Source organism: Dankookia sp. GCM10030260, from assembly GCF_042666655.1.
In the GTDB taxonomy this organism is placed as follows: Bacteria; Pseudomonadota; Alphaproteobacteria; order Acetobacterales; family Acetobacteraceae; genus Paracraurococcus.
Genome location: NZ_JBHTDE010000003.1, coordinates 514,777 through 526,050 on the forward strand (window position 1 = coordinate 514,777; position 11,274 = coordinate 526,050).

An 11,274-nucleotide genomic window follows, 5' to 3' on the forward strand; every position below is an offset into this window, starting at 1 on the left:
CCGCCCCGCGGCGATCTGCCCTAAGGTCCTCCGCATGAAGCTCATCGGCCTCGCCGGCTGGAGCGGGGCCGGCAAGACCACGCTCCTCACCCGCCTGATCCCCTGCCTCGCCGCGCGGGGGATCGGCGTCTCCACGCTCAAGCACGCGCATCACCGCTTCGACGTCGACACGCCGGGCAAGGACAGCTGGCTGCACCGGGAGGCCGGCGCCCGCCAAGTGCTGGTCGCCTCCGAGCACCGCTGGGCGCTGATGACCGAGAACCGCGGCGCGCCGGAGCCCGGCCTGCGCTTCCTGCTCTCCCGCCTCTCGCCGGTCGACCTGGTGATCGTCGAGGGTTTCAAGCGCGACAGCCACCCGAAGGTCGAGGTCCACCGGGCGGCCAACGCCAAGCCCTGGATCCACCCCGAGGACCCGCACGTCGTCGCCGTCGCCAGCGACACGCGCCCGCCGCCCGGTCCCTTGGCCGATCTTCCCTGGTCCCCCCTGGACGATGTCGAGGCGATCGCCGATCTGGTGCAGCGGTTCGCCGTGGATCTCGCGGCCTGGCAGGGGTGAGGCGGCTTGGCGCAGCTTTCGGATGACTGCTTCGCCTTCGGCGGCCCGCTGCTCTCGGTGGAGGCGGCCGAGGCGCTGATCGCCGACCGCGTCCCGCCCGTGGCGGGGATCGAGCAGGTGACGCTGGCCGCGGCGCTCGGCCGGGTGCTGGCGCGCGACCTGCCGGCGCCGCTGCCGCTGCCGCCCTTCGCCAACAGCGCGGTGGATGGCTACGCCTTCCGTCATGCCGACCTGGCGCCCGGGGCGCCGACCGCGCTGCGGCTGGAAGGCCGCGTCGCCGCCGGGCAGGCCGCCCGGCCGCTCGCCCCCCGCGCCGCCGCCCGCATCTTCACCGGCGCGCCGATGCCCCATGGCGCCGACACCGTGCTGATGCAGGAGGATGCGGCGCTGACGGATGGTGCCGTCACCGTTCCCGCCGGCCTCAGGCCCGGCGCCAATGCCCGCCCGGCCGGGGAGGACGTGGCCCAGGGCGCCCTGGCGCTGCCCGCCGGCCGCCGGCTGCGGGCGCCCGAGATCGGCCTGGCCGCGGCGCTGGGCTGCGCGAATCTCGGCGTCGTGCCGCGCATCCGCGTCGGCGTCTTCTCGACGGGGGACGAATTGGCCGCGCCCGGCACCCCGCTCGGCCCGGCGCAGACCCATGACAGCAACCGCTTCACCCTGCTGGCCCTGCTGGCGCGGCTGCCGGTCGAGACGGTGGACCTCGGCATCCTGCCGGACGATGCGGCGGCCTGCGCCGCGGCGCTGCGCGCGGCGGCCGGCGGGCACGACCTGCTGCTGACCTCGGGCGGGGTCAGCACCGGGGAGGAGGACCATGTCCGCGCCGCGATCGAGGCCGGCGGAAGGCTGGTCTTCTGGCGGCTGGCGGTGAAGCCGGGGCGGCCGGCGGCGCTCGGCGTCATCGGCGGCACCCCGGTGCTGGGCCTGCCGGGCAACCCGGTGGCAGCGGTGGTCTGCTTCCTCCATCTGGCCCGGCCGCTGGTGCTGCGGCTGGCGGGCGCGGCGCCCGAGCCGCTGCCCCGCTTCACCGCCGAGGCCGGCTTCGCCTACCGCAAGAAGGCTGGGCGCAGGGAATATGTGCGGGTCCGGCTAGTGCCAAACGGGGCGATGCCGGTGGCGGAGAAATTCGCCCGGGAGGGGGCAGGGCTCCTCACCTCGCTCACCGAGAGCGACGCCTTCGTCGAATTGCCGGAGGACGTGCTGGCTGTGGCGCCGGGCGACGTGGTGCGCGTGCTGCCCTTCGCGGCGGTGTTCTGACCCCACCCCGCCGCGCCCCGGGACGCGGCCGAGGACCAGTCGCCGGCCCAGCGTGACCGGCAGCGCGGCCACCGCGAGCACGGCCATCAGCACCGCGCCGCCGAGCGCGGCAACCACGAGCGTCACGGCCTCCGCCTGCGCGCGGATCGTGACCGGTTTTCGCATCGACGCCTCCCACCCATTCCAGTGCCCGACTGAATCGCACCGATGCCAGGGCGGTACGACCAACAGGCCGGTGAGTGGCGGCATGCTACGCAGGAGTTGATGAAGAACCGGTATGGGTCACCCCAACCGGCACAGGGCCTGTCAGCCCCGGCGCTGCCGGTCCGCCAGCCCCTTGCCCATGACCAGCCCGAGCTCGCCCGGATTGCCGCGGTGCTGCCGCATCGTCGGGTAGGGCACCGCGGTGATCTCGGCGATGGCGTTGAGCTTGGCCGCCAGGTCCAGCCCGCTGAACTTCCCCGCGCCGGGCTGGCGTTCATGCAGCGCCGCCACCGCCTGCAGGGTCCGCGGCGGGATGCTGGCGAGCACCGCGGCGTGTTCCGGCGTCATGTCCCGCGCGGTGAGCCGGCGCGGCGGCGCCAACGGGGCCGCGGGCGCCGCCGGCCCGGCCTGGTCGGGCCGCCGCGTGGTCAGGTCCTGGCCGGGCAGGTCCAGCTCGGCGCCGTTGTCCTGGACGATGTAGACGGTGTCGCCGTCGCATTCGACCACCCGGCCGCTGCGGCCGCTGGCCCGGTGATAGACGGTGGTGCCCTTCGGGAACATGCGGATGGGTGTCCTGCTGCGCGGGGGGGGGGAAGGGGGCGCTACCGCGCCGCGTAGGCGGAAAAATCGCGCGCCAGGACCTCGTAGATCGCCCGCTTGAAGTCCACAGCCAGGTCCGGCAGCTCCTCCAGCCGCGCCCAGCGCCAGGTGTCGAATTCCGGGTGCGGGTCGAGGTCGAGCCGGATATCGGCATCCTCGCCGAGGAAGCGCAGCGCGAACCAGCGCTGCCTCTGGCCGCGGAACCGCCCATGCAGGGCGCGGCCCATGAGGGCGGGCGGCAGGTCGTAGGTCAGCCAGTCCGGGTGCTCGGCGATGATCTCGGCGCGGGCGGTGCCGATCTCCTCCTCCAGCTCGCGGAAGATGGCGACGCGCGGGTCCTCCTCCCCGTCGATGCCGCCCTGCGGCAATTGCCAGCCGCCGGCGGCGCCCTCGGCATTGGGGAAATCGGCCCGGCGGGCGACCAGCACCAGGCCGTCGCGGTTGAACAGCACGGCGCCGACGCAGGGGCGGTAGGCCAGGGGAACGGGAGGGGCCATGGCGGGTCTCCGGGGAATCCGCCGGCACTCCTACCGGAGAACGCGGCGGCCGGCGACCACCGGGCGAAAAGACTCGATTCCGCCAGGCGATCGGCCTATAGGAACATCGTCAACGCCATGGCCAGGCCCGCCACGCCCCGCGACCCCGGCTTCAATTCTTCAAATCCGGAATCGTAAAGGCCGGCGGCGGCGCAAGCCCGGCATTGCCCGGCCTGCCGGCCGACCGGGCCGGGTCGGCCTCAACAATCCTGAGCCGAATTGGGCGGAATTTCAGGCTTTAGCCGCCTGATCTCCTCAGCGCCCGCGCACCGGCTCCTGTTCCGGCCGCCGCAGCATCGCGGTGATCGGCGCCAGCACCAGGCCGCGCTGCTCCACCCCGCCGGCCCAGGCGGCGACGCGGTCGACCAGCACCGGGGAGGCCTCGCCGGCATAGCCCAGCGCCGCGCCATGCTCCCGCGCCAGTTCCTCCAGCCGGGCCAGCTTGCGCTCGATCTCGCTGCGGGTGGCGGGTTCGTCCACGACCAGGTCGGCGCCGCGCCCCCAGGCCCGGTCCGGCGCCCGCACCGCGCCGGGGCGGGGGTCGAGGTACAGCAGCCCGCGTGCCGTCAGGGTGGTCTGCAACGCGCCCATGGATTCGCCCAGCTGGGCGAAGCGTTCCCCGCGCATCGGCCCGAGCGCGCCGATCGCCCCGACATAGCCGGTGAAGCGGGACAGCGCCCATAACAGCCGGTCGCCGTTCTCCGACTGCGAGAGCCCGGTCAGCAGCGCCCGGTTGCCCGGGTTGTTCAGCGGATAGCCGGTCGGCTCCAGCGGCAGGGCCAGCAGCACCTCCATCCCGCGCGCCCGGGCCTGGGCCAGCAGCAGCTCGACCCGCGGGGCATAGGGGCTGAAGGCGAGCGCCACCGCGGGCGGCAGGCGGCGGATCGCCTCCTCGGTCACCGCGGCATTCATGCCGAGCCCGCCGACCACCAGCCCGAGCCGCGGCCGCGGGTCGGTGCGGTCGAAGGCCCGACCATAGGCGCGGATCGAGGTCCGGCCATCCGGACCGATCCGCGGCAGCTGGCCATAGGGGCCGGATTCCAGCAGCGCCGGCTCCGCCGCCGGGATCGGCCCGGCCGGCCGCGCCGGGCTGCGGAAGGCAGCGTCGAGGATGGGGGGCGGCTCCGGCGCCGCGGCCGGGGCGGGCGGCGCGCCGCCGCCGGCAGGCGCGGCGGGCGCCTCCGCCACCACCGGCGCCGCCGGCAGCGGCCCGAGCCGGGCCAGCACGCCGGCCCCGCCGCCCATCAGCCCGAGCAGGAAGACCCAGAACAGCCCGAGGCCGCGCCAGCCGGCGACGGCACGTCTCAGGCTGGCCGCGACCGGGGGCAAGGCCGCGTCAGCGCGCCGCGGCGCGCCGCGTCGGGGTCTGCACCGCGGCCAGGTTGCGCAGCAACTGGGTGGCCTGCTGCAGCTGGAAGTCGGTCTCCGGCTTGGTCGCGTCGAAGGCAGGCGCGCCGTCGGGCGGCAGGCGGTTGACCTTCTCGGCGATGCCGGCGGGCAGTTCCAGCTTGGGGATGGCAGCCCCGGCCGGCTGCTGCACGCCGCCCTCGTTGCGCAGCGCCCGGCGCAGGTCGGCCTCGCGCTCGCGCGGGATGGAGGCGGTGGCCTGCTCGCGCTGGGCCAGCACCTCGATGTCCGGCTCGATGCCGGTGGCCTGGATCGACCGGCCGGAGGGGGTGAAGTAGCGCGCGGTGGTCAGCCGTATGGCGCCGTTGCCGGGGATCGGCATCACCGTCTGCACGCTGCCCTTGCCGAAGGACTTGACGCCGAGGACGATCGCCCGGCGGTGGTCCTGCAGCGCGCCGGCGACGATCTCGGAGGCGCTGGCGCTGCCGCCGTTGATCAGCACGACGATGTTGAGCCCATCGGCGATGTCGCCCGGCTTGGCGTTCCAGCGCTGGGCATCCTCGGTCCGCCGGGCGCGGGTCGAGACGATCTCGCCCTTGTCGAGGAATTCGTCGGAGACCTGCACCGCCTGGTCGAGCAGCCCGCCCGGGTTGTTGCGCAGGTCGAGGATCAGGCCCTTCAGCCCGGTCGCCCCGGCCTGCTGGCGCATGGTCTGGATCGCCCGGCGCAGCCCGGCATCGGTCTGCTCGTTGAAGGAGGTGAGCCGGACATAGCCGATGTCGTTGCCTTCCAGCCGGAAGCGAACCACCTGCGGCCGGATCACCTCCCGCGTCAGGGAGAGCTCGATCGGCCGGTCGGCGCCTTCGCGGCGGATGGTGATCTTGATGGCGGTGCCGCGCTCGCCGCGCATCTGCTCGACCGCCTCCTGCAGGGTCAGGCCCTGGACCGAGTTACCGTTGAGATGGGTGATCAGGTCGCCGGCCTTGACCCCGGCGCGGGCGGCGGGGGTCTCGTCGATCGGCGAGATCACCTTGATGTAGCCGTTCTCCTGCGTCACCTCGATGCCGAGGCCGCCGAACTCGCCGCGGGTCTGCACCTGCATGTCGCGGTAGGAGCGCTGGTTCAGGTAGGAGCTGTGCGGGTCGAGCCCGGTGAGCATGCCGTTGATGGCATTCTCGACCGCGTCGCGGTCGTTGATCGGTTCCACGTATTCGGCGCGGACGCGCTCGAACACGTCGCCGAACAGGTTGAGCAGCCGATAGGTGTCCGCCCGGCCGCCATCCTGTGCCCAGGCCGCCACCATGGGGCCGACCACGACCCCGGCCATGAAGGCCCCGGCCACCGCGGCCACCGTCCGAACCCTGCGCGTCATGCGGCAACCCATTCCCTGTTTTGCGGCCAGCCTGGCCGCGAGACATCTATACCGGCGACATGGCTTGCCGCATCATTTCCCCAAGCTTACCGCGCCGTCGTCATCCGCGGGAAGCGAACCAGGCCCGCGGATCGACCGGCCGCCCGTTGCGCCGCAGCTCAAGGTAGAGCGGCGCCCGGCCACGGCCTTCGGCGGCACCGAGCTGGCCGACCGGCTCCCCGGCCAGCAGGCGCTGCCCCGAGGCGGCATCCAGACGGTCGAGCCCGGCCAGCACGAAATGGTAGCCGTCGCCGCAATCCACAATCAACAACAGCCCATAGCTGCGGAAGGATGAACCGAACACGACTTTGCCGCCACAGGGACTGACCACCCGGGCACCGGGCGCGGCGGCCAGGGTCATGCCGCGCGCCGCGCCGCCTTCCCCGCCTGCGCCGAACTCCCGGGTGACGGCGCCGGCAACCGGCATGGGGCGGGCGCCGCGCGGGGTGGGGGGCGGGTCGGGGCGGATGGCGGCGGCGGCATCGCCGCCGCGGGCGGTCTCGCGCGCCTTCGCGGCGGCGGCGGGGGCATTCGCGGCCTCGGCGGCGCGGGCATGTGCCTCGCGCCGGGCTTCCTCCCGCTGCAGCCGGGCGAGCGCGCCCACCAGGTCGCCGGCCCGGGCGGCGCTGGCCTCGGCGCGGCGGGCCGCCGCGGCCTCGGCGTCGCGGGCGCCGGCGCGGCGGGTCCGGGCCTCGGCCAGGTCCTCCTCCAGCGCCTCGGTCGCGGCCCGGGCGGCGGCCTCGGCGGTCCGCAGGGCGGTGGCCTCCGCGGCGGCGGCGGCGGCGCGCCGGGCGGCCTCGGCGCCGCTGGCGCGGAGGCCCGCGGCCTCGGCCGCCAGCTGGTGCGACATGCCCTGCAGTACCAGCAGGCCGCGCAGCGCATCCTCGGCGGGCCCCGGCACCGCCAGAAGGGATTCCGCCGGCCAGAGTGCCAACCGCAGCATCACCGGGATGGCTGGGGCGAGGGCGGCGGCGCGCTGCTGCAGCAGCGCGGCGGAGTGGCCGGCGGCGGCCCCGGCCGCCTGGGCGCGGGCCTCGGCCTCGGCCAGGCGCTGCTCGGCGGCCTGGACGTGGCGGGCGCTCTCCACCCGGCGCTCGGCCAGGCGGCGTTCCTCGGCGGCGGCGGCGGCGGCGGCGCGGGCGGCGTCCTCGGCCGCCTCGCGCTGGGCGGCGGCGGCGCGCCGGGCGTCCTGCAGCGCCTGCGGTGTGGGTTGGGCAAGGGCGGCGCTGGCCAGCAGCAGCAGGAGCGCCGCCGGCAGCCGCCGCATCAGCCGCGCCGGGTCAGACGACAAGCGCCTTCCCGGTCATCGCGGCGGGCTGCGGCAGGCCCATCAGCCTGAGCAGGGTCGGCGCCACGTCGGCCAGCTTGCCTTCGTGCAGGCGGGCGCCGGCCGGGCCGCCCATCAGCAGGACCGGCACCGGGTTGGTGGTATGGGCGGTGTGCGGCCCGCCGGTCTCGGGGTCGCGCATCATCTCGCAATTGCCGTGGTCGGCGGTGACCAGGAGCGCACCGCCCTGGCGCCGCACCGCCGCGGCGATGCGGCCGAGGCCGGCATCCACCGTCTCCACCGCGCGGATCGCGGCGGCCAGCACGCCGGTATGGCCGACCATGTCGGGGTTGGCGAAGTTCAGCACGATCAGGTCGTATCGGCCGGAGTCGATGGCGGCGACGGCCTTGTCGGCCAGTTCCGGGGCCGACATCTCGGGCTGCAGGTCGTAGGTGGCCACTTTCGGGGAGGGGACCATGATGCGGTCCTCGCCTTCGTAGGGCCGCTCCTCGCCGCCGTTCAGGAAGTAGGTGACGTGCGGGTACTTTTCCGTCTCGGCCATCCGCAGCTGGGTGCGGCCGGCCCGCGCCACGACCTCGCCGAGGATGTCCTTCAGCTGGTTGGGCGGGAAGAGCGTGCCGAGGAAGGGGTCGAGCGCGGTGGAATACTGCGTCAGCCCGGCGGCGGCGGCGAAGCGGACCACCTTGGTGCGCGCGAAGCCCTGGAAGCCGGGGTCGAGCAGGGCGCCGAGGATCTCCCGCACCCGGTCGGCGCGGAAATTGAAGCAAAGGAGGCCGTCGCCGTCCCGCATCCCGGCGTAGTCGCCGATGACGGTGGCGGGGATGAATTCGTCGGTGATGTCGCGGGCATGGGCGGCCTCGACCGCCGCGACCGGGTCGGCGGCGGCGGCGCCCCTGGCCGAGACCATGACGTCATAGGCCTGGGAGACGCGTTCCCAGCGGTTGTCGCGGTCCATGGCGTAGTAGCGGCCGGTGACGGTGGCGATGCGGATGCCGCCAGCCTCGCCCAGACCGTCGCCGAGGTCGGCCAGCAGGGTGCGGAGGTAGCCGGGGGCGGCGCGCGGCGGGGTGTCGCGGCCATCGGTGAGGAGGTGCAGCGCCACCGGCACGCCGGCGGCAGCCACCGCCTTGGCCAAGGCGGCGGCGTGCTTCTGGTGGCTGTGCACGCCGCCCGGGGAGAGCAGGCCCATCAAATGGCAGGTACCGCCCGAGGCGCGGAGCTTGGCGACGAGGTCCGTCAGCGCCGGGAGCCGGGCGATCGAACCATCGGCGACCGCCGCATCGATCCGCGGCAGATCCTGCATGACCACGCGGCCGGCGCCGAGGTTGAGGTGGCCGACCTCGGAATTGCCCATCTGGCCGTCGGGCAGGCCGACCTCGTGGCCCGAGGTGTGCAGGAAGGCGCGCGGCCCGGCGTCCCACAGCGCGTCGAAATTCGGGGTGCGGGCCTGGCGCACGGCGTTGTCAGCCGGATCCTCGCGCCAGCCCCAGCCGTCCAGGATGACGAGCATGACGGGGCGCGGTTGCGGCATGGGAAGTCTCCTCGGGTGCCCCGGCCTTACTGCCGGTACCAGCCAGGAGCAAGCAATTGCCGGAACCGTCCCGCCGCCCGGCCGTTGGCCCCGGCGAACGCCGACAAGGGAGAGCCGCCATGCCCGAGACCCGCAGCGACGCCGAGGCCAAGCGCAAGGTCTGGGAGATGATCAAGGATATCGACATCGCGATGATGGTGACGGAGGACGACCAGGGTCGCTTCCGTGGCCGGCCGATGCGCGCCGTGAACAAGGAATTCGACGGCGTGCTGTGGTTCTTCGCCACCGCCGGCAGCCCGGTCACGGGCGAGGCCGCCAACGACGGCCGCGTGTTGCTGGCCTACTCCAACCCGTCGTCGCAGGACTATGTCTCGATCTCCGGCACCGCGGAGACGGTGAAGGACGTGGCGAAGCAGAAGGCGCTGTGGTCCGAGCCGCTGCGGGTCTGGTTCCCGGCCGGGCCGGAGGACCCGAAGATCGCGCTGATCCGGGTGGAGTGCGAGGGCGCCGAATATTGGGACAGCCCGAGCAGCACGCTGGTGCATGCCTATGGCTACCTGAAGGCGGTGGCGACCGGCGAGCCGCCGCATCCGGGCGCGAACGACAAGGTCGACTTCACCAAGCAGGCGGGGTGAAGGAGGGCCGGGGAGGGAAAGCCGATCCCTCCCCAGACCGCTTCTTCCTTTTCCTGCATATGCCTCATCGATCCGGGGCGGCCGGAGACCTATGTTCGGTCCCTGTTCTCCGCGTCGCCTCTGATCACCGGACGCGCTGGATGATGCCGGGACTTGGTGTCCGTCCCCGAATGCTGTCGCAACCGGATTTGGATGGCCGGGGCAGGCCCTGATTCCGACAGTCTGTCGAGGCCGGGTTGGATGGAACGGTCCGATCCGGACCCCGGCCACCCGTGCCCCTTGCAAGCGAGACGACCTGCTCGTCGCCGCTGACGCGGAACGGGCGATGCCGGCGCTTTCGCTGGTGCCCCTTCTGCGTGGGAGTGTCCGCCCGCCCGGCCGGTACGCGGAATCATCATCCCGACCTTCCAGGTCCGGCGCGGCGGCATTCGCTGGTGCATGCTGCCCGACTGCTCCCGCCGCGGCAGATCCCGGTAAGGTGTAGCTTGCTGGCGCCTCATGCCGCACCGGTTTGGCGGCGACCGTCCGAATCAACAAAGAGGCGCCGGGTGCTAGAACCAGTACCAGCAGCGCATTGCAGAGCTCGCCAAGATGCCAGGCCAGGGGATGGCCCGGTGGCACGGGATGCGGCATTCCCAACCCCCTCCGTGCCGGCCCCGCACGGGCGCTGGAGGCAGCCTGCCAGGTTCGGCTCAGTTGCACCGGTTCTGTGCCATAGGGCCTGGGATCGCGCCTCTCGTATCGCGCCATGAGGTCCTCCTGGCCATCTGAGGCATCGCAGGCCAGGGTGCGGCAGGCGGCGGGGCAGGGCGCCGGCGATGCCGTGCAGGACGCAACGGCGAAGCACGCGCATGCCCTACCGCGACCGCGGCCCGATCGGGGCGTCCCGCTTGCCGCCCTCCAGCCCCGCCCAGGCGCGGGCAAACTCGGCGCCGAGCAGGAAGATCTGCGCCGAGTAGTAGACCCAGAGCAGCACCACCACGAGCGCGCCGGCGGCGCCATAGCTGCGGGCCATGCCGCTGCCGCCGATGTACCAGCCGATCACCGCCTTGCCGACGCTGAACAGCAGCGCGGTGGCGAGCGCGCCTACCGCCACGTCGCGCCACGCCAGCCGACGATCAGGCAGCACTTTGTAGATCGCGGCGAACAGCGCGGCGGTGAGGGCGAAGGAGACGACGAAGCCGAGCGCCGCCAGCACTTGGACCATGCCGGGGAATTGGCCGGCCACCCAGGCCTGGACCGCCGCCAGGGCGGCGCTGGCCAGCAAGGACACCAGCAGCAGGAACCCGGTCGCCGCCACCAGGCCGATGCTCAGCAGCCGTGCCCGGACCAGGTAGGAGACGGTGATCGCCTGCGGCGTCGCCTTCCAGATCGCGTTGAGTGCGGATTGCAATTCGGCGAAGACGCCGCTCGCGGTGATCAGCAATACGCCAATCCCCACTACCGCCGGAACGCCGCCGGAGCCGGGCTCGCCGGTTGGGCCGACACCTCGCATCATCGCCTGCACGGCATCCGCCCCCTGGCGCCCGACCAGGGCGCGCAACTGCTCGCCCAGGGCGCCCTGCACCGCCGCCTCGCCGAAGGCCAGGCCGGCGATCGCCACCGCCACGACGAGCAGCGGCGCAAGCGAGAACATGCTGTAGCAGGCGATCGCCGCGCCGCGGGTCATCGCCTCGTCCGCGATGTAGCCGGCGACCGTCTCCTTGATCAGCCCCCATGCGCGGCTCGGCAGCGTCGCCCCCACGTCCAGCCTTTCCTTTCATGTCGGGAACCGGGGCGGCTTTGCCGAGACCTGGCTGGAACCGCTCCGGTCTAACCCGGACGGCAACGGAACCGCCTGGGCACGCCGAGGTTTCAGCCCGCAGGCGCTCGGCGCACCCCCGCATCGAACCCATGCCGACCGGCGCTGGCC

General features: G+C 73.6%; 10 protein-coding genes. 3 read left to right on the forward strand and 7 right to left on the reverse strand.

Annotated elements, in window-relative coordinates:
- Window positions 1–34: 34 nt before the first annotated feature.
- Together mobB and glp are read left to right on the forward strand one after the other, a co-directional pair.
- Window positions 35–556: a molybdopterin-guanine dinucleotide biosynthesis protein B gene (gene mobB / locus ACFQS7_RS13970; RefSeq protein WP_380067693.1), complete on the forward strand. Its 522-nt coding sequence runs from the start codon at window positions 35–37 to the stop codon at window positions 554–556.
- A gap of 6 nt (window positions 557–562) precedes the next feature.
- Window positions 563–1,810, forward strand: a complete 1,248-nt coding sequence (gene glp, locus ACFQS7_RS13975; RefSeq protein ID WP_380067694.1) for a gephyrin-like molybdotransferase Glp — start codon at window positions 563–565, stop codon at window positions 1,808–1,810.
- A 306-nt stretch (window positions 1,811–2,116) separates the two neighbouring features.
- Here the strand turns inward: glp and ACFQS7_RS13980 are convergent, their stop codons facing one another.
- The 6 genes from ACFQS7_RS13980 to gpmI form a co-directional block, all read right to left on the reverse strand.
- A complete protein-coding gene (locus tag ACFQS7_RS13980; RefSeq protein WP_380067695.1) occupies window positions 2,117–2,575 on the reverse strand; it encodes a hypothetical protein in 459 nt (152 codons plus the stop codon).
- 41 nt (window positions 2,576–2,616) lie between these two features.
- Window positions 2,617–3,111 (reverse strand): RNA pyrophosphohydrolase, encoded by a 495-nt coding sequence (locus ACFQS7_RS13985; RefSeq protein WP_380067696.1) that lies wholly within the window; start codon window positions 3,109–3,111, stop codon window positions 2,617–2,619.
- 294 nt (window positions 3,112–3,405) lie between these two features.
- Window positions 3,406–4,479, reverse strand: coding sequence for a divergent polysaccharide deacetylase family protein (locus ACFQS7_RS13990; RefSeq protein ID WP_380067697.1), 1,074 nt, complete (start codon window positions 4,477–4,479; stop codon window positions 3,406–3,408).
- 7 nt (window positions 4,480–4,486) lie between these two features.
- Window positions 4,487–5,869, reverse strand: coding sequence for a S41 family peptidase (locus tag ACFQS7_RS13995; protein WP_380067698.1), 1,383 nt, complete (start codon window positions 5,867–5,869; stop codon window positions 4,487–4,489).
- 100 nt (window positions 5,870–5,969) lie between these two features.
- Window positions 5,970–7,199 carry a murein hydrolase activator EnvC family protein gene (locus ACFQS7_RS14000; protein ID WP_380067699.1) on the reverse strand — a complete coding sequence of 410 codons (1,230 nt, stop codon included), beginning with the start codon at window positions 7,197–7,199 and terminating at the stop codon, window positions 5,970–5,972.
- Complete coding sequence (gene gpmI, locus ACFQS7_RS14005) at window positions 7,189–8,727, reverse strand: 2,3-bisphosphoglycerate-independent phosphoglycerate mutase (RefSeq protein ID WP_380067700.1); 1,539 nt, start codon at window positions 8,725–8,727, stop codon at window positions 7,189–7,191. The genes ACFQS7_RS14000 and gpmI overlap by 11 nt, the downstream gene beginning before the upstream one ends.
- A gap of 119 nt (window positions 8,728–8,846) precedes the next feature.
- On the opposite strand from gpmI, the gene ACFQS7_RS14010 reads away from it, so the two are divergent.
- On the forward strand, window positions 8,847–9,362 hold the full coding sequence (locus ACFQS7_RS14010) for a pyridoxamine 5'-phosphate oxidase family protein (RefSeq protein ID WP_380067701.1): 516 nt from the start codon (window positions 8,847–8,849) through the stop codon (window positions 9,360–9,362).
- An 856-nt stretch (window positions 9,363–10,218) separates the two neighbouring features.
- Here the strand turns inward: ACFQS7_RS14010 and ACFQS7_RS14015 are convergent.
- A complete protein-coding gene (locus ACFQS7_RS14015) occupies window positions 10,219–11,106 on the reverse strand; it encodes a YihY/virulence factor BrkB family protein (RefSeq protein WP_380067702.1) in 888 nt (295 codons plus the stop codon).
- Window positions 11,107–11,274: the final 168 nt, after the last annotated feature.

Bases quoted from the DNA above. Each gene is read 5' to 3' on its own strand.
- mobB (WP_380067693.1), top strand. From the start codon at position 35: ATGAAGCTCATCGGCCTCGCCGGCTGGAGCGGGGCCGGCAAGACCACG.
- gpmI (WP_380067700.1), bottom strand. From the start codon at position 8,727: ATGCCGCAACCGCGCCCCGTCATGCTCGTCATCCTGGACGGCTGGGGC.
- ACFQS7_RS13995 (WP_380067698.1), bottom strand. From the start codon at position 5,869: ATGACGCGCAGGGTTCGGACGGTGGCCGCGGTGGCCGGGGCCTTCATG.
- ACFQS7_RS14010 (WP_380067701.1), top strand. From the start codon at position 8,847: ATGCCCGAGACCCGCAGCGACGCCGAGGCCAAGCGCAAGGTCTGGGAG.
- ACFQS7_RS13980 (WP_380067695.1), bottom strand. From the start codon at position 2,575: ATGTTCCCGAAGGGCACCACCGTCTATCACCGGGCCAGCGGCCGCAGC.
- ACFQS7_RS13985 (WP_380067696.1), bottom strand. From the start codon at position 3,111: ATGGCCCCTCCCGTTCCCCTGGCCTACCGCCCCTGCGTCGGCGCCGTG.